Annotated in this window: 21 protein-coding genes; 12 read left to right on the top strand and 9 right to left on the bottom strand. The window is 54.7% G+C overall.

Annotated elements, in window-relative coordinates; translation table 11 throughout:
- Window positions 1-61 precede the first annotated feature (61 nt).
- On the top strand, window positions 62-784 hold the full coding sequence (locus KO116_RS08020; RefSeq protein WP_035556773.1) for a TVP38/TMEM64 family protein: 723 nt from the start codon (window positions 62-64) through the stop codon (window positions 782-784).
- On the opposite strand, the gene KO116_RS08015 is transcribed toward KO116_RS08020, so the two are convergent.
- Both KO116_RS08015 and KO116_RS08010 read right to left on the bottom strand, forming a co-directional pair.
- Complete coding sequence (locus KO116_RS08015; protein ID WP_035556770.1) at window positions 766-3,012, bottom strand: glycosyltransferase; 2,247 nt, start codon at window positions 3,010-3,012, stop codon at window positions 766-768. The two genes, KO116_RS08020 and KO116_RS08015, sit on opposite strands and share 19 nt — an antisense overlap.
- Window positions 3,013-3,122: 110 nt before the next feature.
- Window positions 3,123-3,551: a secondary thiamine-phosphate synthase enzyme YjbQ gene (locus KO116_RS08010; protein WP_035556767.1), complete on the bottom strand. Its 429-nt coding sequence runs from the start codon at window positions 3,549-3,551 to the stop codon at window positions 3,123-3,125.
- A 140-nt stretch (window positions 3,552-3,691) separates the two neighbouring features.
- Between KO116_RS08010 and KO116_RS08005 the strand changes: the two genes are divergently transcribed.
- On the top strand, window positions 3,692-4,228 hold the full coding sequence (locus KO116_RS08005) for a lipocalin family protein (protein ID WP_035556763.1): 537 nt from the start codon (window positions 3,692-3,694) through the stop codon (window positions 4,226-4,228).
- Here KO116_RS08005 and KO116_RS08000 read toward each other — a convergent pair whose 3' ends face one another.
- Window positions 4,229-5,155, bottom strand: a complete 927-nt coding sequence (locus KO116_RS08000; protein WP_035556761.1) for a LysR family transcriptional regulator — start codon at window positions 5,153-5,155, stop codon at window positions 4,229-4,231.
- 151 nt (window positions 5,156-5,306) lie between these two features.
- On the opposite strand from KO116_RS08000, the gene KO116_RS07995 reads away from it, so the two are divergent.
- Both KO116_RS07995 and KO116_RS07990 read left to right on the top strand, forming a co-directional pair.
- Complete coding sequence (locus KO116_RS07995; RefSeq protein WP_035556758.1) at window positions 5,307-6,380, top strand: tartrate dehydrogenase; 1,074 nt, start codon at window positions 5,307-5,309, stop codon at window positions 6,378-6,380.
- A 158-nt stretch (window positions 6,381-6,538) separates the two neighbouring features.
- A complete protein-coding gene (locus tag KO116_RS07990; protein WP_035556755.1) occupies window positions 6,539-7,567 on the top strand; it encodes an SMP-30/gluconolactonase/LRE family protein in 1,029 nt (342 codons plus the stop codon).
- Window positions 7,568-7,644: 77 nt separating this feature from the next.
- Here the strand turns inward: KO116_RS07990 and wrbA are convergent, their stop codons facing one another.
- Window positions 7,645-8,244 (bottom strand): NAD(P)H:quinone oxidoreductase, encoded by a 600-nt coding sequence (gene wrbA / locus KO116_RS07985; protein ID WP_008958954.1) that lies wholly within the window; start codon window positions 8,242-8,244, stop codon window positions 7,645-7,647.
- Window positions 8,245-8,460: 216 nt separating this feature from the next.
- Between wrbA and KO116_RS07980 the strand changes: the two genes are divergently transcribed.
- The 7 genes from KO116_RS07980 (at window position 8,461) to KO116_RS07950 (ending at window position 14,575) form a co-directional block, all read left to right on the top strand.
- Window positions 8,461-8,901: a hemerythrin domain-containing protein gene (locus tag KO116_RS07980; protein WP_035556752.1), complete on the top strand. Its 441-nt coding sequence runs from the start codon at window positions 8,461-8,463 to the stop codon at window positions 8,899-8,901.
- 199 nt (window positions 8,902-9,100) lie between these two features.
- The gene (locus KO116_RS07975; RefSeq protein WP_035556749.1) at window positions 9,101-10,078 is read left to right on the top strand and encodes a succinylglutamate desuccinylase; all 978 of its coding nucleotides are present in this window, start codon (window positions 9,101-9,103) and stop codon (window positions 10,076-10,078) included.
- Between the two features lie 244 nt (window positions 10,079-10,322).
- Window positions 10,323-11,093 carry an ABC transporter ATP-binding protein gene (locus KO116_RS07970; protein ID WP_035556746.1) on the top strand — a complete coding sequence of 257 codons (771 nt, stop codon included), beginning with the start codon at window positions 10,323-10,325 and terminating at the stop codon, window positions 11,091-11,093.
- A gap of 15 nt (window positions 11,094-11,108) precedes the next feature.
- Entirely contained in the window at window positions 11,109-11,810 is a 702-nt protein-coding gene (locus KO116_RS07965; protein WP_035556743.1) for an ABC transporter permease, read from the top strand.
- A 1-nt stretch (window position 11,811) separates the two neighbouring features.
- Window positions 11,812-12,543 (top strand): ABC transporter permease, encoded by a 732-nt coding sequence (locus tag KO116_RS07960; protein ID WP_035556740.1) that lies wholly within the window; start codon window positions 11,812-11,814, stop codon window positions 12,541-12,543.
- A 163-nt stretch (window positions 12,544-12,706) separates the two neighbouring features.
- Entirely contained in the window at window positions 12,707-13,486 is a 780-nt protein-coding gene (locus tag KO116_RS07955; RefSeq protein ID WP_035556737.1) for a transporter substrate-binding domain-containing protein, read from the top strand.
- Window positions 13,487-13,756: 270 nt separating this feature from the next.
- Window positions 13,757-14,575, top strand: a complete 819-nt coding sequence (locus KO116_RS07950; protein WP_035556734.1) for a TraX family protein — start codon at window positions 13,757-13,759, stop codon at window positions 14,573-14,575.
- 20 nt (window positions 14,576-14,595) lie between these two features.
- Here KO116_RS07950 and KO116_RS07945 read toward each other — a convergent pair whose 3' ends face one another.
- From KO116_RS07945 to purE, 3 genes are all read right to left on the bottom strand, one after another.
- Entirely contained in the window at window positions 14,596-16,170 is a 1,575-nt protein-coding gene (locus KO116_RS07945; protein ID WP_052703750.1) for a diguanylate cyclase domain-containing protein, read from the bottom strand.
- Window positions 16,171-16,347: 177 nt separating this feature from the next.
- Complete coding sequence (locus KO116_RS07940) at window positions 16,348-17,469, bottom strand: 5-(carboxyamino)imidazole ribonucleotide synthase (protein WP_035556730.1); 1,122 nt, start codon at window positions 17,467-17,469, stop codon at window positions 16,348-16,350.
- An 11-nt stretch (window positions 17,470-17,480) separates the two neighbouring features.
- On the bottom strand, window positions 17,481-17,996 hold the full coding sequence (gene purE, locus KO116_RS07935) for a 5-(carboxyamino)imidazole ribonucleotide mutase (RefSeq protein WP_035556727.1): 516 nt from the start codon (window positions 17,994-17,996) through the stop codon (window positions 17,481-17,483).
- Window positions 17,997-18,215: 219 nt separating this feature from the next.
- Between purE and KO116_RS07930 the strand changes: the two genes are divergently transcribed.
- Window positions 18,216-18,488 (top strand): XRE family transcriptional regulator, encoded by a 273-nt coding sequence (locus KO116_RS07930; RefSeq protein WP_035556722.1) that lies wholly within the window; start codon window positions 18,216-18,218, stop codon window positions 18,486-18,488.
- 166 nt (window positions 18,489-18,654) lie between these two features.
- Here KO116_RS07930 and chrA read toward each other — a convergent pair whose 3' ends face one another.
- The gene (gene chrA, locus KO116_RS07925; protein ID WP_200897139.1) at window positions 18,655-19,848 is read right to left on the bottom strand and encodes a chromate efflux transporter; all 1,194 of its coding nucleotides are present in this window, start codon (window positions 19,846-19,848) and stop codon (window positions 18,655-18,657) included.
- 88 nt (window positions 19,849-19,936) lie between these two features.
- Window positions 19,937-21,619, bottom strand: a complete 1,683-nt coding sequence (gene ilvD, locus KO116_RS07920) for a dihydroxy-acid dehydratase (RefSeq protein ID WP_035556720.1) — start codon at window positions 21,617-21,619, stop codon at window positions 19,937-19,939.
- Between the last annotated feature and the right edge of the window lie 81 nt (window positions 21,620-21,700).

The raw sequence follows: 21,700 nt of genomic DNA, 5'->3' as shown, positions 1-21,700 counted from the left end.
CGCCTTCATCCCATCGCACGGCTAGCGTATGCTAGCGCTTTTTTAGTCGATGGGAATGGGCATGTCGCGAACATTGAGCAAGGGCGTTGGCCTGCTGGTAGCCGTCGTGCTGTTAGGCGTTATGTGGCATTTGCTACAGCGCTATGACCTACTAACCCAGGCGCACCTGAGCGAGCTGATCGATACCATCCGCCAGTGGCGTAACGCGCCCTGGATGTTTGCGGCGGTGATGGCCGTTTACGCTGGCGCGCTGCTGGTGATGTTCCCACTTAGCCTACTGGTGGTGGTGACAGGCTTACTGTTTGGCCCAGTATGGGGGCTAGCGTACGCCACGCTCGGCACATTGACCTCATCGGTAGTGTCTTATTGGGTAGGTCACTGGCTAGGTCGAGAGGCGCTGATGCACTATGGCGGCCGTCATTTACGTGGCCTTTCGGGCTATTTATCCAAGCGTGGCATTCGCACCATGACGGTCATTAACCTGCTGCCCCTCGCCCCGTTCACACTGACGAATATGCTGGCAGGCGCTTTCCACCTTAAGTTCCGCGATTATATGATCGGCTCCACCCTCGGCATTGTGCCAGGGCTCGCAGCGGTGATTCTTTTGGGTAGCCAGTTAGGCGCCCTGTTCACCGCGGCCTCCACAAAAGAACTCGTGTTGGCAGGCGCAGGGCTTGCCGCTGGTGTTGGCCTACTTGCCGGGCTTAAGTACTATAACAGTCAGCGTCAAGATGCCAACCGCCGCCAAGCAGCCAAAAAACGGCCTCAGCGTGAAGGGGAGTGATACTTAGCGAGCACTTCGGCGTAAAAGGTGGCTACCGCGGTGGCAAAGTTGGCAATATCAAACTCTTCAGCAAAGTGGCTGGCCTGTTTACCCAACTGCTGGCGTAGCTCTGCGTTATCTTTTAGCTCGACGACTTTTTGCCCCCACGCCTGACGATTTTGCGGCGTCTTGAAGCCGTTCACCCCCTGGCGCACCACATCATCAATACCGCTTGAGCGAACCGCCACCACGGGCAAGCCCGCCGACATCGCCTCTAAAATGACCATCCCCTGGGTTTCCGATGTAGAAGCGAACACAAATATATCGCCTAGGTGATAGTAAAGCGCCATTTGGTCAGGCGGCACCGCGCCCACTAACGTTACCCGTGCAGCCAGTTTTAAGGTATCGATCTGATGTTGAATGGCCTCACGATCTGGCCCATCACCGATGAGCAGCAGATGAAAATCCTCGTGCCCTTGGTTCTGCAGCTCGGCAAGTGCTTCCAGCATAAAGCCAATATTTTTCTCTTTGCTTATCCGCGAGACGCTAATCAATATTTTGCGCGCGGGATCAATCGCTAGCCGCTCACGCAGCGTTTCCAACTCCCCCGCCTCGACATGCGCGAAACGCTCCACATCAATTCCCGTGGGTTGCACCAGCGAGGGCGTTTTAACCCCGATCATGCGTAGATACTCCTCTGCGGAGTAGGTAGGCACGATCACCCCTTGGCAGCGGTTAGAAAAGTGCTTAATCAGAGAGTGCGAGATCAAATTCCGAAAAAGCGCACCAGGTAACGGTACAAAGTGGGCATAGTGCTCCAGGCGGGTGTGATAGGTGTAGACCACCGGCACCTTAAGCCGACGCCCCATAAACAGCCCCATGGAACCAAGCCAGAAAGGATGATGAACATGAATCAAATCGGGCTTAAAGGCACGCAGGCAGCGGCGAAAGCGCACACTGAACGGGTTGGTTAAACGGAACTCCCTCTTTTCACCAAACGCCATCAAAGTCGGGATACGTTTGATCGCTTTATCGTCCTGCCATGCGTCACGATAACGGGGCACTAGCAGTTGAACCGAGTGCCCTAAATCACGTAAACCATTGCGCAAACGGTCCACCGACACCGATACGCCAGACACAAACGGAAAGTAATTATTGGATACCATCGCCACTCGAAGTGATTTACCCAGGAAAGGCGTCGGATCAATATCAAAATCGGGATAATAATGGCGGTCTTCAAAAATCAGCCGATATAAACGCAGCGCTAACAGCGTCAGCAAACCAACAATCAGTAAAAAGCGGGTATAGCTGACGTAAAAGAAGGCGTAAACCGTTGATCCAACGCTACTCACTACCCGCCACCAACCGGGGCTATCCACATTTAAACGCACCGGTGCAATGGCGACATTCTCACCTTCTACGTCGACGATCACGTAGTGATGAAAGCTGCTGTCGGCATCAATCAGGATACCGCCCGCACCGCCCGTGGTGACGTAATCCACCCCATTAATCGTCTGCTCTGAAAAGAGCGTTAGGTTAGCGGAGAACACCGTATCAACATCATACTCCTCCGCCAGCGCCATGATGCCCTCGGCCAGCCGGGGGTCATTGAGATAGTTGTCGGCTTCAAACAGCGGCGCATCGCTCACTACGTTGTGCAGCGGCAAACCAATAAACAAAAACCGATGCTGCGCGTCAGATGCAGCCAGTTCCCTTGAAAGCCAATCAAGCTGCCAGGAGGTAGATGACTTGCCCGTACCGTCCAGGAAGATAAAGTGGCTATCGCCCGCGACGAAGGAGTAAAAATGCGGGCCAAAATATTCATAAAACAAGTAACTACCAAAGTCACTGTCTTCTTTATCACCATAGGTTAGCAAGTAAGGCACATTGAGCTGTTCCAAGCTGTGATAGATCGCCTGATAGCTCTCTTGTCGCCCGCCATTAACGGCGTTACCCGCCGAGATCAGAAAATCGATGCCGCCCTGGTTGATCAGCGGCACAATTTCATCTTGAAAGACGCTCACCGAGTTATTGATATTACCCACCACCGCAAAGCGGTAGTCGGTTCGCTCCGTCAATACCTCGCGAATATCCGCCACCTGAAGCGTATGGACTGACTCAAACTCAGGCTCCGCCACGTATAACCAAATTTGGTGCGCAATGAGCACACCCACCAAGGTAAGATTGAGAAAGAAAAACAGCCGCAACCATCGCTGGCGGGAAAGATGAAAAACGGAGCGTCGTGGCATTTAAAAGCGCTTTTTCCATGGTAAATGCAGAATGAACCGCTACTGCAGCGGCTCAAGCCTTAAAACGCCCTAACTATACAGCAACCCCGCGTTCAGGTGATGCCCCCAGGTTAACCAGCGGCACACCCGTTTAGGGTGGCCAATAAACGCCGCGGCCCGGCTTGATGACGATGCTCCCCCAGCCATATGCCCTGCCAGGTGCCCAGCGCTAGGCGACCGTCACGCACGGCCAAAGTGAGCTGAGTGCCCAGCAGGCTGGCGGCCACGTGGGCTGGCATATCATCAGGGCCTTCCAGCGTATGGCGAAAATAGGGCAAGTCTTCCGGCACCAGACGGCGCAGAAAGGCATCTAAGTCGTGGCGCACATCGGGGTCAGTGTTCTCGTTAAGCGTTAACGAGGCGGAGGTGTGCATCAACTGAAGGTGCAGCGTGCCAATATGAACATCGTTTAAAAACGGCAGCGCCCTGGCCACGTCATCGGTAATAAGATGGAAACCGCGCGCCACCTCGGGTAAATGGATTTCTTGTTGGCACCACATAAACACTCCTGTGTTTGCTATCTCATTAGCGACACGTCATCAGCGTGTCCTTCTTATATGGCAAAATGACGACAGAATGTAACGTCTGATAGTACACAACATAGCCGAACGCCAAAGACTCATCGCCAAGGAGCGCTTCAATGAAACATTTGCTAGGAAGCAGCGTCATCAGTATGGCTTTACTTACCGGCTGCACCGGCATTCCCGAGGGAACCGAGCCGGTTAGTGACTTTGCATTAGATCGCTACCTGGGCCAATGGTACGAGATAGCGCGCCTGGACCACTCATTTGAGCGTGGCCTTGATTGCGTCACCGCCACTTATAGCCTGCGCGATGACGATGGCGTACGCGTCATCAACCGTGGCTACAACCTGGAAGAGCAAGCGTGGGATGAAGCCGAAGGCCGCGCCTACTTTATTGATGATAAAAATGTGGGCCGTTTAAAAGTGAGCTTTTTTGGTCCCTTTTACGGCGGCTATAACATTCTTGAACTTGACGATGACTACCAGTGGGCGCTGGTAGCGGGCCCTAACCGAGACTACCTGTGGATACTGTCGCGCACACCGCAAATGGACAGCGCGACGGAGTCCAGCCTGCGCCAGCGAGCAGCCGAGCTGGACTTCCCCACCGATGAACTGATCGATGTCGCCCAGGGCGAAGCCTGCCCTAATCGCTAGTCAGGAAGACTCCGGCAGCGCCGACACCCGCCCCGCCATCTCCTGCTGAACAAAGGCAATAAAAGCACGCAGCCGGGCGGGCACATGCCTGCGCTGCTCATAGACCGCAAAGAAGTCCGCGCGCACACTCTGCCAGCCAGGCAGCAGTTCAACTAACGCGCCACTGGCAAGGTGCTCGTTTACATCCCACCAAGAGCGCAGCATCACGCCATGGCCGTCCAACGCCAAACGGGTGATCACCTCACCATCATTACTGGCTAACCGGCCACTGACTTTTACCGTTTGCTCCTTTTTGGACGGCTCGCTACGTTCAAAGCGCCATAGCGGAAAATCACTGTCGTTCTCGCGAATGACTAAGCAAGCATGCTGCTGCAAATCAGCCGGTGTCTGAAGGGGCGACGAGTGAGCGATATAGCCAGGCGATGCGCAGAGTATGCGTCGATTCGCTAAAATGCGTCGCGCGACTAAGCGCGACTCCGGGGGCTCACCCACTCGAATGCCAATATCGAAGCCGTGATCGCTCAAATTGAGCGGAAAGTTGGTGAGCTCTAACCAGCCCTCCACCTCAGGGTGTTCGGCACAAAAACACGACAGTAACGGCGCAATATGGCGGCGACCAAAGCCAAACGTGGCATTAACACGCAACCGACCGCTAAGAGCTTGGTTGGAACGCTCACCCAGGGAGCTCTCCAGCTCGGCAAGCTCATCCAAAATGAGCGTGCCACGGGCAAGGTAGCGCTCGCCCTCCGCCGTCAGCGTCAGCCGCCGAGTGGTACGGGCAGCCAGCTCAACCCCCAAACGCGCTTCTAAAAGTTTCAGCCGCTTACTCACGGCGGAGAGCGATAGCCCCAATTCACGGGCGGTTGCCGTTAAGCTGCCCGCCCGTGCCAGGTGCTGAAAAAACGCCAAATCATCCAGTTGTGCCATACACCCCTTAGCCACTCTCCACTTTTACGCAACAATAGCTTGAATAGTAGCCTGATTATCTCCACCAAAATAGCCGCTACACTCTACTCAGTACTTGCCAGACCCAGTACTTACCAGCAATTGTCAGCCACTAACAAGAGAAGGAAGCACCATGGCTCATCGTATCGCCATTATCGCCGGCGACGGCATTGGTACCGAAGTTATGCCCGAAGGCATTCGTGCCCTTGAGGCAACCGCCAAGCGTTTTAATATCGAGCTTGAGTTCACTACGTTTGAGTTTGGTAGCTGCGACTACTACCTCGAACATGGCAAGATGCTGCCGGATGATTGGTTTGAGCAGTTAAATGGCTTCGATGCACTGTTTTATGGCGCAGTTGGCTGGCCCGATAAAGTACCCGACCATATTTCCCTATGGGGCTCGCTGCTGCAGTTCCGCCGCCAGTTCGACCAGTACATCAACCTGCGCCCTTGCAAGCTGATGCCCGGCATTAAAAGCCCGTTGGCAGGCCGCGAACCCGGCGATATCGATTTTTATGTGGTGCGTGAGAACACCGAAGGCGAGTACTCAAGCGTTGGCGGCAAAATGTTTGAAGGCACTGACCGTGAAGTGGTGATTCAAGACACGGTCATGACCCGCACCGGCGTGGACCGCGTATTGAAGTACGCCTTTGAACTGGCCCAAACCCGCCCGCGCAAAAAGCTTACTTCTGCTACCAAGTCCAACGGCATTTCCATCACCATGCCTTACTGGGATGAGCGCGTCGTCGAAATGGCAAAAGGCTACCCTGAGATCGCGGTGGATAAATTCCATATCGATATTCTGACTGCCAATTTCGTCCTTCACCCAGACTGGTTCGATGTGGTCGTGGGCAGTAACTTATTCGGCGATATCCTCTCCGACTTGGGCCCCGCCTGTACCGGCACGATCGGCATTGCGCCATCAGCCAACATCAACCCGGAAGGCCACTTTCCCAGCCTGTTTGAGCCGGTACACGGCAGCGCACCGGATATCGCTGGTAAAGGCATCGCCAACCCTATCGGCCAGATCTGGTCAGGTGCCATGATGCTTGAGCACCTTGGCTACAAGGAAGCCGGTGATGGGCTGGTAAGCGCCATTGAGGAAGTGTTGAGCGCAGGCGACAGCCAAGTTCTCACCCGCGATGTGGGTGGCCAAGGCACAACGGAAAGCTTAGGCAAGGCAATTGCTGACGCTATTACACGCTGACGTCATCTGCTATAGCGATTGTCTGCCCAGCTGAGTCCAACCGGGCAGACAATGTATGTTTTTTACACGCTTATGTTCTACATTTGTCCTGAAGGTGAAGAAAACGTCAGTTTCACTTCGCTCATAACAACATCAACAAACAAACTCAGGACAATGCTATGAAACTTGGACGCCGTCAGTTTCTCTCGGCAACGGCCGCTCTGGCCGCAGTCGGCACCTCCCCCCAGCTGTTTGCCATGCAGACCTCGCCAGGGGCCGCTCCCGCTCGCTACCCCATTGATGCCTGGAAAGTTGAGGATCAGCGCTTCAGTGACTACATGATTTTTAATAGCCCGCTGGAGCGCCACTGGAGTGGCGGGCTATGGACAGAGGGGCCGGCCTGGAATGCCGTGGGCCGTTACGTTGTATTCAGCGATATCCCCCGAGCCAAGCAGATGCGTTGGGACGAAGCGACTGGCCAGGTCAGCGTTTTAAGAGACAACGTTGGCCACTCTAACGGTAATACCTTTGATCACCAGGGCCGGCTAATTGCTTGCGAGCACTACCCTTCTCGGGTGTTACGCTACGAATGGGATGGCAGCACCACGGTGCTTGCCGAGCGCTATCAAGGCAAGCCACTCAATGCCCCCAATGACGTGGTGGCGCTCCCGTCGGGTGGTGTAATCTTTACCGATCCCGGTTACGGCGCCCACTTCGACTACGAGGGCAAGAAGCGTGATCTGGAACTTGAAACCGCTATCTATTACGTCGATGACAGCCTTGATGAACCTATCCTACTGACCGACGATATTTTTAAACCCAACGGTATTGTACTAACACCGGATGGCAAGGGTTTCTACGCCAGTGACAGTGCCCCCACCCATTTTGACGAGCCCGCGCGAATCATTCGCTGGTCGCTTGGCGAAGATGGCAAAAGCGTCAGTGACCGCCAAGTGGTCGTTACCAGCGAAGATACCATTTTCGACGGCATGACCTGCGACATGGATGGCAATATCTGGTCGAGCGCCAACGGTGGCGAAGGCATTGATGGCGTCGTGGTTTTCTCGCCGGAAGGCACGCTGTTGGGGCGGGTTTTGCTGCCTGAAGTCTGTTCCAATGTATGTTTTGCTGGTGCGAATCGTAACCGGTTATTTATGACCGCCAGCCAATCCGTTTACACCATTTACACTGCAGCCCGCGGCGCCTAGCGGTGTTGATATCACCCATAAAAAAAGCCTCGCTGGTCAATGCCAGCGAGGCTTTTACGTTATGAACTATCACTTCATCAGCTAGCTAGTTTAGCCGCTGTCTTAGCGACTAGCTCACCCTGGAAACGAGCAATTTTGAGCTCGCGCTCATCGGGCTGGCGAGAGCCATCGCCGCCCGCAAGGGTCGCTGCGCCGTAAGGCGTGCCGCCGCTCACTTTGGAAATATCGAACTGCTCTTCAAGGCCATAACCAATCGGTACAATGATCATGCCGTGGTGAGCCAACGTGGTCCACGTAGAGGTAATGGTCATTTCATCACCACCGCCCGTACCGGTAGACGTAAACACGCTGGCAACTTTGCCACGAAGTGCGCCATTAGCCCATAGGCCGCCAGTTTGATCCAGAAAAGTACGCATTTGCCCGGTCATATTACCAAAGCGGGTTGGCGTACCGAAGATAATTGCATCGTAATCAGCGAGTTCTTGTGGCGTAGCTTCCGGCGTATCGTAATCCTGCTTGCCGCCTGCGTTTTTAAAGGCTTCCGCGGGCATGGTTTCAGGCACTCGCTTAACGGTGACTTCAACGCCGCTGACGCTTTTTGCGCCCTCTGCAACGGCGTGCGCCATCGTATCAATATGACCGTACATGGAGTAATAAAGTACCAGAACCTTTGTCATGGATATCTCCTTAGCGATGTGTGGCTTATAGGTAACCTAGCAGTGCACTGGGCTTTCTCAATAAACAGTACCCACAACATAGCGCACTCAAGCGTAGATAAAAGCGAATGTTTTCGTCCGCGGGCATCGATTTCATCGACGAACGCCAGCTTGCACTTTACGCAAACCCCCACTAGCTTTGGTCTTGCCTACCTAAACGTATCCAAGGAGTCTGGAATGACGATTTTTGAAGCCCTGCGCAAGGATCATGATATTCAGCGTGATCTGCTTGCCCGCTTGATTGAGACTCATGGAGATAGCGACGAGCGCGACTCACTCTACCAGCAAGTGAAAAAAGAGCTGCACGGTCATGCCGCAGCCGAAGAGCGCGCTTTCTATATTCCGCTAATGGAAATGGATTTGACCCAGGAAAAGGCTCGTCACAGCGTGGCCGAACATCATGAAATTGATGAGCTTATAGAACTTCTCGATGAAACCGACTACAGCGCCACTCATTGGCTGACCCATGCTAAACAGCTACAGCATTTAGTGACTCACCACCTCGACGAAGAAGAGCAGGAAGTGTTCCAGCTGGCTGGCCGAGGCCTACCAGACAATCAAAAAACCTCCCTTGCCAGTGAGTATCAGCAGGAAATGGAGCGTCAGCGCTCAGCGTAACCCGACACGCAGCTTGAAAAAGCGCTCATGCGTCGCATGGGCGCTTTTTTTGATGCCGGTTTCCTTATGCTTTTCACGAATACGCTGGGCTTTTACATGCGAACGACCTAGTGTCTTGTGGCAAACGGTTAGCGTGGTAATGCTAGGCTCACTTTTTATAACGACAACGACACTAAAAACAGAGACTAAGGAGCTGACAATGCTAGGGCAATGGCTCGACTGGTCGCTTGACGGGCAGCTCCCGGACCAAAAGCAAGGCGTTTTCCCAAGCGGTAGCTACCACTTGTATGCACCGGGCGTTTTGGAGCTCATACCTAATACGGCAAACCACGCGGCTCACGCGTGCATTTTTTCAGCGGCTATCCACGGTAATGAAACCGCGCCAGTTGAACTGATCGGTGAATGGCTCAGCCGCCTGGAAGCCGGTAGCGCCATACTTGGCGCGCCCGTGCTGGTCATCCTTGGGAACCTACCCGCACTTAAAGCACAGCAGCGTTTCATCACCACTAACCTGAACCGGCTGTTTAAGCGTGAATTACACGCCGAAGGCGAAGAGCCAGAACGCGCCCGAACATTAATGGCCGCCGTGGATGACTTTTACACCCGCCATTCAGGGCTACCCAAACTGCACTACGACCTACACACCGCCATCCGGGATAGCCGTTATCCCCGCTTCGTTGTCGAACCTTTTGCCGACTCCTCTACCGACGCTGAGCAATGGGACTGGCTCGCCGCTGCGGATATGCAGGCGGTGCTACACCAACATCAGCACAGCTGGACATTCTCCCACTACAGCAAGCACTATCACGCCGCCCAGGCCTTCACGTTTGAATTGGGCCGCGTGGCGCCCTTCGGTCAAAACGATATGGCGTCTCTAAAACCTATGTGTGCCCTGCTCACAGCGTTAAGTGAAGGGCACTCCCCGGCCCACCGGCCAGCCTCGCAAATGCAGTTTTTTAAGGTACAGCATGAGCTGATTCGCCACTCAGATGACTTTCAGCTCTGTTTTGCCGAAGACACGGCCAACTTCAACCGTTTTGAGCCTGGCACGCTGCTGGCACAAGATGGAGAAGCTGGAGAATTCCGAGTGGGTGATACGCCCCTTTACGTGGTCTTCCCTAACGCCAGTGTAGAAGTGGGTGCCCGTGCGGCACTGTTGGTGGCACCGGTTACGTAGGGTTCAGCGTTAAGGCCCTCCAAAAGACCACCCTAGCGTTAGAGAGATTGACAATAATAATGGTGAGGCGATAACAGGCTGCTCGGCGTTGATACAACTAACGTCGAGTGTTTAATGTGATAAGTAGGGCGCGCATTATGCGTCCAGCCTGCTAGAATCGCCCCTTTTTTCGCGCCAGCCGCATCACAGCCTGTTGTTGATTGATAACCAGTTGCTGCGGCAACTCTGTACTGGAGCCAATGTTATGGCCGCTACGCCTACTCCCCTTGAAGTGCGTAATATTAAAAAACGCTTTGGCGATACGGAAGTTCTGAAAGGTCTCTCACTGCAAGCCCAAAAGGGCGACGTGATTACCATGATTGGTGCCTCTGGGTCGGGTAAAAGTACTTTTTTGCGCTGCATGAACTTGCTTGAACAGCCCGACGATGGCGACCTCATTGTCCACGGCGAACCGGTTCGCTTTAAAACCACCAAGCACGGCCGCGAACCTGAAGATTGGAAACAGGTAGTACAAATGCGCGCCAAGCTCTCCATGGTGTTTCAAAGCTTCAACCTGTGGGCTCACATGACGCTGCTGGAAAACATCATTGAAGCGCCGATTCATGTACTGAAAAAACCCAAAAAAGAAGCCCTGGAACACGCTCACGCCCTGCTCGATCGTGTGGGTTTAAGTGCCCGCGCCAATGCCTATCCGGCGCAGATGTCCGGCGGGCAGCAGCAGCGTGGCGCCATTGCGCGGGCGCTGGCGATGGACCCTGAGGTTATGCTGTTTGATGAACCCACCTCCGCCCTGGATCCTGAGTTGGTAGGCGATGTGCTGAAGGTCATGCACGGGCTGGCCGAAGAGGGCCGCACCATGGTGGTCGTCACCCACGAGATGAGCTTCGCCCGCGATGTCTCCAGCCAAGTCATCTACCTTCACCAGGGTTTGGTAGAAGAAGCGGGCCCACCGGATCAAGTGCTAGGCAATCCGCAATCACCGCGCCTACAGCAATTTCTGGCTCCCAAATACTGATCCGTGAGGCTCACCATGATTGATTTGCAAGGTTATGGCCCCCGACTGATCGAGGGGGCTGGCGTGACTATTCAATTGGCGGTGTTATCGCTGATTTTAGCGATTATTTTGGGACTGCTAACCGCCACCGCGAAGATGTCGCGCAACTGGTTTTTAAGGCGCACGGCTACGGTTTACACCACGCTGATTCGCGGCGTGCCGGATCTCGTGTTGATGATGCTGCTGTTTTTTGGTGGCCAAATCGGCGTCAACGCCATCAGCGATATGCTGTATTACAACTACGACATCGACATCTACATTAACTTCAACGCCTTCGCTGCCGGTGTGCTGACCATTGGCTTTATCTTCGGCGCTTATATGGGCGAAACCTTCCGTGGCGCCTTTATGGCCGTGGATAACGGGCAGATCGAAGCGGGCAAAGCCTATGGCATGAGCAGCAGCTTAGTATTCCGCCGCATTCGCTTCCCACAAATGATGCGCCATGCGCTGCCTGGGCTGTCTAACAACTGGATGGTCCTGCTCAAAACTACTGCGCTGGTATCCGTTATCGGCCTCACCGACATGGTGCGCGTCGCCGCTGAAGCCTCCCGCGCCACCCACGAACCGTTTACCTTTTTGCTCCCTGTCGCCGTAGTTTACTTGCTGATCGCCAGCGTCTCCGAGTGGATATTTGCCCGGCTGCAAAAACGCTACGACATCGGCTTTGGAGGTCAGTGATATGCTCGATATTTCCACTTGGTTCAATGACCTACTCGCTGGCAATACCATTTTTACTGCCGATACGCTGGGTTACTACTGGGAAGGCTTGGTCACGACCACCCAGTTGGTGTTCTTATCACTCATCGCAGGGCTAATTCTCGCCGTGCCACTGGCGATCATGCGCAGCTCCAAGCATAAGTGGATTAGCCTGCCGGTCTATTTATACACTTACGTATTTCGCGGCACGCCGCTACTGATTCAGCTCTACATCATCTATTACGGCGTGGTGTTTATTGACGGTATTCAAGAAACCTTTTTATGGCCAGTGCTGCGCGAAGCTTTCTACCCCGCATTAATCGCCTTTACGCTGAATACCGCCGCCTACACCACCGAGATCTTCCGTGGCGCTATCAAAGCTACCGCCCAAGGCGAGATTGAAGCCGCCCGCGCCTATGGCATGTCGCCACGCTTAATGATGCGGCGGATTATTTTACCCAGCGCCTTTCGCCGCGCCCTGCCCGCCTACGGCAATGAAGTGATCTTTATGCTCCACGCCAGCGCGATTGCCAGCGTGGTCACCTTGATGGACTTGACCGGTGCCGCTCGCTTTGTCTATGCGCGCTACTACGCGCCATTTGAAGCGTTTTTGTTCGTAGCCGCTATTTACCTATGCTTAACCTTTGCAATTTTATTTTTCTTCCGTTATTTGGAGAAAAAGCTGCTGGCACATCTACGCCCACAAGATGCTTAATCATAAAAAAATCATGAAACCGTCAAACAAACGTTAGTTCAAAACCCGGCAGCCTCTTTTCGTCAGCGCCAACCTGGGTTAGTTTAATTGTCGGTTAACAACTATTTGTCAGTTAAAAACGGGGATCACTCTCAAGTGAACCCGCTTTCTACGGAGTAATAAGATGAAAAAACTACTATCTCTCTCGCTGCTGGGCTTGGCCGTCGCCGCCGCATCTTCAGCACAGGCACGTGACTACGACAACGTGCGCATCGGCGTTGACGTTCCCTACGAGCCGATGGAATTCCGCACCGCTGAAGGCGAGCTCACCGGCTTTGATATCGACCTGGGCAACGAGCTGTGTGACCGCATGGGCGTTACCTGTGAATGGGTCGAGCAAGAGTGGGATGGCATTATTCCTGGTTTAATGTCACGCAACTACGACGCCATCATGTCGTCAATGACCATTAACGACGAGCGTCGTGAGCAAGTGCTGTTCTCTGACCCTTACATCACTATGCCCTCTGCATGGTTTGCGGCTAGCGATCTAGGTATCAGCGAAGCCACTGAAGAGACGCTGGAAGGCATGACCATCGGCGTTCAGCGCGGCACCCTGCAAGACAACTACGTGACTGACAACTTCAGCGACGTTGCTGACATCAGCCGATACTCCACCGCCGATGATATGGTGCTGGATATGGAAGCCGAGCGTCTGGACATCGTGTTCCTCGATTTCCCGATTGGCCAATCCACCCTGCTGGAAAGCGAAGAAGCTGAGTACGTAGTCGTCGGCGAGCGCATCAGCGAGCCGAAAGAGTACTTCGGTGACGGCTTTGGTATCGCCTTCCGTCAGCGCGACGAAGCCCTGGCTGAGAAGTTCAACGAAGCCTTAGCTGAAGTGCAAGAAGACGGTACTTACGACGAAATTTACACGCGTTATTTTGGTGAAGAAGACGCAGAGTAAACACTCTCACCTCCCCGGCGTTTACGCTGGGGAGGTATTAGATTTCCAATCTTACCAGCATCCTCCCAGGCAGCATCCTGCATTTCTTTTCCCTGAATCACCCCGTCCCGCTTAAGTAACCACTAACTGCAACCACCACCAAGTCGCCACGAAACCGGGTAAACTCCATCGTATAGTGGTCGCGACATTGAGAAACGTTAAGCCAACTCAGCGAACTCGTTTACAAAATGCCGGTCTTTATTTCTCAACGCAGATTTACAAGGAGGTACCATGGTTGAAAAATCAGCCGCCCACTCGGTGGCTCAAGAGGCTGCTGCGACACTGCGTCCTTCTTCTCACTGGACAGGCTGGGGCCAGTGGCTGGCATTGTTCACCATGACCATTGACCACCTCACTCGCTACATATTGCCCGGCGACTGGGATTTGAGCTGGGCCGGGTCTTCCATTGGCCGTATCGCCTTTCCGCTGTTTGCCGCCATGGTGGCTTGGCACGGGCTGTTTAATACCCGCAATCCGCTACGCTACTCGCGGCGGATTTTGATTATCGGTTTGGTCGCCCAGCTTCCCTATATGATGATGCCGCGGACGTCAGACGCCTTCATTCTGAATGTCTGTTTTACTCTCGCCAGCGGCTTGGCCCTGGGCGCGCTCGTGCGCCAAGGTTGGCAGCACTACCAGCAGCAAACCCTCACCATGCCCTGGCTGTTAGCCGGCGCCGCACTAGGCGTTACGGTGTGGTATCTGCTGGGGTTCTGGGTCGAGTATGGCCACAATGGGCTGTTGCTGATTCCGCTATTAATGTTTGCCATGCATGCCTTGAGCCAAGCGGACAGTGACTTTCAGTCGCGCCTGTGGGCCGGGTTAGCAGCGTTTCCGGCACTTTGGATTGCCGGTCAAATGAATGCGTCTGACATGGCCAAGTCATTTACCGTAGGCACTTGTGTGGTGGTGCTGATACTTGCCGCAGGGGCGGCCCAGCGCATCCCTGCCATCAACTTGGCGATGCCGCGGCGTCTATGGTTAGCGTGGTACCCCGGCCACTTTGCATTAATCGCGCTATGGCTATTGCTGAGCGGGCAGATAGCCTAAAAGGTTCTTTCAATGCCGCTTTAATGCATAGCATCCCGCATCCAGGGCTTAAAGCGGCGTAGGCGTGCCCGCCCTTCCGTTTTGGCGCGGTACATCGCAATATCAGCCTGCTTAAGCAATTCTTCATCGTCACAATCAGCAGCCATAAAGCAGGTGTATCCCATGCTGGGCGTTACCTCCACCCAGCGGCTTTCAAGCCGATAAGGTTCAGAGAGCGCCTGCTGAACAGTGCACATATAAGCCTCAGCGGCGGCTTCCATGCCTGCCTCTGATTTTTCTTCAAGCAGCGCCAGCAGGACAAACTCGTCGCCGCTAAGTCGTGCGGCCATGTCACCTTCGCGCAGGCAGCCTTCTAGGCGGCGGGCTACTTGCACCAGCAAATCATCCCCGGTGGCGTGCCCCCAGGTATCGTTAATCAGCTTGAAACGGTCTAAATCTAAAAACATCAACAAACCGCCCTGCTGTTCAGTTTGCTTCTCATTGCAGAGGGCAGCTAATCGCTCAATAAACAGGCGACGATTGGGCAAGTCAGTGAGTGAGTCATAGTAGGCTTGGCGGTAAATAATCACGTCGGCGCGCTTACGCTCGGTAAAATCTTCAATAATCGCTACACCGCCAACCATCTCGTTACCCGCGCTATGTACACCATTGAAGAAGGCACGCAGAGGCGTTCCCGCGCTAGCCTTGGGCAGATAGTAGGTTCCTTCGTAATAGCCAGTGCCTTTGGCTAGTGCGTTGCGCACAGCCTTTGCCACTCTGCTATCCGCCGAATGGGATAACATGCGATAGCCAAGCAGCTGCGCACGGTTAACACCCAGGATATCCAGCAGTTTGCTATTACAGTCCGTTACTTGGCCATGTTCATCAAAATGCAGCACGCCCAGCGGCGAACGTTGAAAGATAGAGCGGTAACGGTTTTCGCTTTCTTGCAACTGCACTTCGCGAGCAGACATACTCACCCGCAGGGCAATATTGTCGTGAATAATGCGGCTTAGGCGTCGGCTGGTAGTAATTATCAGGCCTAAAAACAGGCTTAGCATGGCGCCAATGAGAATTGCCAGTGATGACCCCAACAACAAAAATTGCACCAGCAAGGGCAGTATAATCGGCAACACAAAACCAAGCGAAACCCACCATACGGAAGAAAGCGTTGTGATGCCGCCAGCGGCAATACCGGCCAGGACAATCGAAAGCGCGGCTAACTGGCCATGGTTTTCGCCAGCAAATAGAAATACCCCACCAGAACCCCACACGCAGCCAGCCGCAATCGCGCCAATGCTGAACCGGTGTAACCAGCGGCGGCGCTGCTGTTGCTGCGCGGGTAAGCGGCGAAAATAGTAAGCCAAGACAAGGCGAGCCAACGACACAAAGGTCAAGACGGCAAGCCAGGTCAGCAGTATCCAGCTCGGCACTACCGGCCACATGGCAGCCACTAACAACACGCCTGCCAACACACTGCTAAGCACGGGCTGCCATAAGTTATCGTACAGAAGGCGTACTTTCTCGCTGTGTAAACGTTTTACGCTGACATGATGATCGCGCTGGAAACCGCTACGCATCCCCGACGCAGTCCCCGTGGTTGAGGATTGAGACATACCGATTACCTGCCTAATGGAAAAGTGCTATTAGTTTCAGCTTAGTGAGCTGATTTTTTTGTGATTCCTTTTTAGCGCATTTAGGCAATTTTAGCGATATACGTTGCTTACTCGGTCAACCACTGACCCATTAAGTAAGCAAAAAAAGCCGCTTGCTGGGCAGGCGGCTTTGGAGCACTACTGTTTGATTGAAAAGCTGAGATCTGGAGGGGGCGCATCGGGCAACAAAGCGCTACAGGCGCGAACTTTCTCAAGCAGTTCGGCATGGTTGGGTGCCAGGATATTGACGTGGGCGAGTTTGCGTCCGGCACGTTCTGCTTTGTCATAGCGATGCAGATGCGTGTTCGTAAGCGCCAGGATCGCCGCATTATCCCCTTCACGACCAATCACATTAATCATGCAGGTGGGGCCTATCGCTTGGGTATCACCCAACGGCAAGCCCTGAATAGCACGCAGATGATTCTCAAACTGACTGGTCACCGCACCGTCCATCGTCCAGTGGCCGGAATTATGTACGCGTGGGGCCATTTCATTGGCCAGCAGGCTGCCATCGCGGGTTTGAAACAGCTCAAGCGCCAGCACGCCCACGTAATCCAACTCATCTAACAACGCACGAATATAGCTATCGGCGGTTTGCTGAACGCTGGCATCCAGATCCGGCAGCGGCGCAACGGAATAGCGCAGGATGCCATCCACATGCTGGTTTTCCGCCATAGGGTAGAACACCACCTCGCCATCACGACCGCGCACGGCAATCATCGAGACTTCGCGCACGAAATCGACAAATGCTTCAACGACTAGCTGCGAATGGCCAATAGCGGCCCATGCATCTGCCGCCTGCTCAGGCTGTTTCAATACTGCCTGGCCTTTACCGTCGTAGCCTTCCGTGACCGATTTAGCCACCACCGGGCAGCCCAGCTCGCGGGCGGCGGCTTCGAGCTGCTCGGCACTTTCCACCACCCGATAGGCAGGCGTCGGAATTCCCAAGCGGTCAAATAGCGTCTTCTCTTCGACCCGGTTCTGGCACACTTCAATGGCGCGGCTGCTGGGGTAAACCGGCTTGTGCTGCTCAATTTCCCGTACCAGTTGCACCGGCAGGTGTTCGAACTCGTAAGTCACCACATCCACCTTGGCTAAAAACTCAGCCAGGTGCTGGTTATTAGGGTCGACAATCACGTCGCCAATGCCTGCACTGGGATTACCCGTGGTATCTAAAAAAGTGAAGCGATTGCCCAGCGGGTAACCCGCTAGCGCCAACATACGGCCTAGTTGGCCTGCGCCTAGTACACCGATATTCATAGACAGCCTCCTTATTCTGCTTCTGGATCGGGACGCGGATCCGGATTATCGAGTACTTTCTGGGTCTGCTCAGCGCGAAATGCCTCGACCGCACTGCGCACAGTGGCATCTTGTAAGCCAATAATCTGCGCCGCCAGCAAGCCTGCGTTAGTGGCGCCCGCCTTGCCAATTGCCAGCGTTCCCACGGCAATGCCGCCCGGCATCTGCGCAATCGAAAGCAGCGAATCCAAGCCTTTAAGCGCCTTAGACTCCACCGGCACGCCGAGCACGGGCAGCGGCGTTTGCGAGGCCACCATGCCGGGCAAGTGAGCAGCACCACCAGCACCCGCCACAATCACTTGCAAGCCGCGCTCGGCAGCGCTCTTGGCATAATCGAACAGCAGGTCAGGCGTGCGGTGCGCCGAGACCACGCGGGTTTCATAGGCCACGCCCAAACGCTCCAGCATGGAGACAGCGTGCTCCATGACCGGCCAGTCAGACTTAGAACCCATGATCACGCCCACCTTGGATGTGCTGTTCGACGACATGCAAAACTCCTCGGCCCAACGGCCTATTAAAGCAATACCAAATTGAAAAAACGGCGTGTACCGGCCTGGGTACACAACAAAATAGGAAGGCGACTAGTTTACCAGAGCTAGCGCGTTTGCGGGCTTTGCAGCAATCGTGAAATTTTCATCAAAATAGGCATTGAAATGCGCACGACTTGGCGGCATTGTGTGATTGTCATTTCAGACTGTTGGAGCCACATGAGCACGGCACGCGCAACTGCCACTGCGGAACATATTGATCCTCCGCGAAGCAGCCCTGACCTCGATGTCAGGGAGCTTGAAAAACGTACGCGACTAATGCGTATTATTACTCGTCTGATCGCTGTATCAGACTTAGGAAGTCGAGACATTGCCCGTCGGGCAGGACTTCCCGTTCAGAAAATTAGCGACCTGCTCGCCGGAAGGCTTGAGCACCTGGGAGTGGATGAACTTCACGCCCTGCGTCGCACCTTAGAGCTGGAGGCGCCATAGCAGACACTTTTCTGCTTTTCCCACCGCTTCTCCAACCGACAGGCCGCCTCCCGGCGGTCTGCTAAATAGTTTTTTCTTCATGCCCAAGCACTGTCTCAAGCCCTATCTCAAGCCCTACTCCAAGATTACTTCACTTCGTTCGTAATGACCGGTGATGTGTCATTGCTCACGGCGCAATCGCAATTCCCCCAAACGCTACAACAGCCACCACTAGCCAAGCGGGCAGCTTCCATACGGTTAACATCAAGAAACCGGTGAGCGCCAGAGCAAACTCTTCTGCACTAATGATCGCGCTGGTCCATACCGGCTGATAAAGCGCTGCGCCTAAAATACCCACGACCGCCGCATTGGCACCGCGCATTAGCGCCTGAGCGCTGCCCCATCGACGAAATTGGTTCCAAAACGGCAGCACGCCGACCAGCAACAAGAACCCAGGGATAAAAATTGCCAGCAGTGCCAACAAAGCCCCCACTACCCCGTTCATGCCGGGCAGAAGCGCGCCCAGATAAGCCGCAAAGGTGAATAGCGGACCTGGCACCGCCTGGGCAGCGCCATAGCCTGCCAAGAACTCATCCGGTGTTATCCAGCCTGACTGCACCACTTCGGCTTCTAACAGCGGCAGCACCACATGCCCACCACCAAATACCAACGCACCTGAGCGGTAAAATGCATCGATCACGTTAAGCCAAACAGCACTACCCGCCATCAGTGGCAGAAGAGCCAGCAGCCCGCCGAATAGCCCCAACGCGACCACGCCTGCTCGGCGGGAAATTGGAAAATGCAGCGGTGCGCTTTCTGCTATGGCGGCACTATTCCGGCACAGCGCCAGCCCGACTAAACCACCCAATACAATCGCGGCGACCTGTCCCAGCGGTCCGCTTACCAGCACCACCGTGAACACAGCGGCCAAGGCGATTCCTGCACGGGTTTTATCCGGGCAAAGGTTGCGTGCCATCCCCCATACCGCGTGGGCCACGATCGCTACCGCGACCACTTTTAAACCGTGAATAATACCGCTGGCGATGGGGCCATCCAGCACCGCAGCCCCCAATGCAAACAGCACCAACACAATGGCTGAAGGCAGCGTAAAGGCCAGCCACGCCATCGCCGCGCCCCACGGGCCAGCACGCATTAAGCCAAGCGCAAAACCCACCTGACTACTCGCAGGCCCCGGCAGAAACTGGCACAGCGCGACCAAATCAGCGTAGGCACTTTCGGTTAACCACTGACGCCGCTCCACAAAGGCGGTACGAAAATACCCCAGGTGCGCCACCGGGCCGCCAAAAGACGTTAAGCCCAGCGCTAAGAATGCCCAAAACACTTCGCCTATGCGCTTGCTTGTCTGCGTTTGCTCTACCATCATGCTCACCATTTACCCAATAAAAAAGCGCAAGGCTTATATGCTAAGCCTTGCGCTTGACGTCTTGATGACACCTGCCGATAAACCGTTACTCTTGGTCTGTCACCGCGCCGGTGCTAGCGGAGCTAACAAGACGTGCATACTTAGCAAGTACACCGCGGGTATAGCGAGGTTCTGGTTGTTTCCACGCCTCGCGACGACGCATCAACTCTTCATCGGACAGATCCACCTCAATGGTATCTGCCTCTGCATCAATGGTGATGATATCGCCATTTTCCACCAACGCCAGCGGGCCACCGTCAAACGCTTCCGGCGATACATGGCCGACCACGAAACCGTGGCTGCCACCCGAGAAACGACCGTCGGTAATCAGCGCCACATCGTTACCCAGGCCGCGGCCCATAATGGCAGAAGTGGGCGTGAGCATTTCGCGCATGCCGGGGCCGCCTTTAGGGCCTTCATAACGAATCACCACGACATCACCCGCCACTACGGTGCCGTCGTTAATACGTGCCTGGGCTTCCTCTTCGGAACCAAACACCCGCGCGGAGCCAGAAAAGCGTGTGCCCTCTTTACCGGTAATTTTCGCGACGGCCCCTTCCGGTGCCAGATTGCCGTAAAGCATGCGTAAATGGCTTTCCGCTTTGATCGGGTTGCCCAGCGGGGCAATGATCGGCGGCTCGGCTGGGTAAGGTGCCACTTCAGCCAGGTTCTCTTCCAGCGTTTTGCCGGTCACGGTCAAGCAGTTGCCGTTAAGCAGGCCTGCGTCCAGCAGCATTTTCATCAGCGGCTGAATGCCGCCAATCGCCACCAGTTCGCTCATCATGTAGTGGCCGCTAGGGCGCAAATCGGCGAGTACCGGCACGCGCTTACCAATCTCGGTAAAGTCCGCCAGGGTCAGCTCCACACCGATGGTGCGCGCCATCCCAATCAAGTGCAGCACCGCATTGGTAGAACCACCCAACGCGATGGTCACCGTAATGGCGTTTTCAAACGCCTCGCGGGTCATGATATCGGAAGGTTTGATATCGTCCGCCAGCAGCGCCAGCACCGCCTCGCCGGCGGCTTTGCAGTCATCGCGCTTTTCCTGAGAGATAGCATTTTGCGCGGAGCTGCCCGGCAAGCTCATGCCCAATGCCTCAATCGCAGAAGCCATGGTGTTAGCGGTGTACATACCGCCACAGGAACCGGGGCCAGGAATGGCGGTTTCTTCAATGTTTTTAAGTTCGATCAGGTCGATATCACCGCGGGAGTGCGCACCCATCGCCTCGAAGACTGAAACGATATCGGTATGCCCTTTGCCGGGCATAATAGTGCCGCCGTAGACGAACACGCTGGGGCGATTCAAACGCGCCAAGCCCATCAAGCAGCCCGGCATGTTTTTATCGCAGCCACCGATCGCCACCAAACCATCAAAGCCTTCACAGCCCGCCACCGTCTCGATGGAGTCAGCAATCACTTCCCGCGACACCAGTGAATACTTCATACCCTCGGTGCCGTTAGCAATACCATCGGAAATCGTGATGGTATTGAAAATCACACCCTTACCACCGCCAGCATCGGCGCCATCGCGGGCAAACTCGGCCAGCTCATTAATATGGCTATTGCACGGCGTCACCATGCTCCAGGTAGAAGCAATGCCCACCTGAGGCTTTTTGAAATCGGCATCCGTAAAACCTACGGCGCGCAGCATGGCGCGGCTAGCGGCTTTACCTGGGCCATCAACCACAGGCGCAGAGTGGCGGCGGGAGTTTTGCGATGAATCTGACATTAGAAATCTCTCTTAGCGTTGTTCACGGTATCCGCATAGCTTGGCGATATAATCCTCATCTCGCAAGATGATTAACGCTTG

It is taken from the genome of Halomonas sp. KO116 (assembly GCF_000734975.2).
In the GTDB taxonomy this organism is placed as follows: domain Bacteria; phylum Pseudomonadota; class Gammaproteobacteria; order Pseudomonadales; family Halomonadaceae; genus Vreelandella; species Vreelandella glaciei.
Note: the sequence above shows the minus strand (reverse complement) of the source record. Positions and strands in the feature narration are given on the sequence as shown.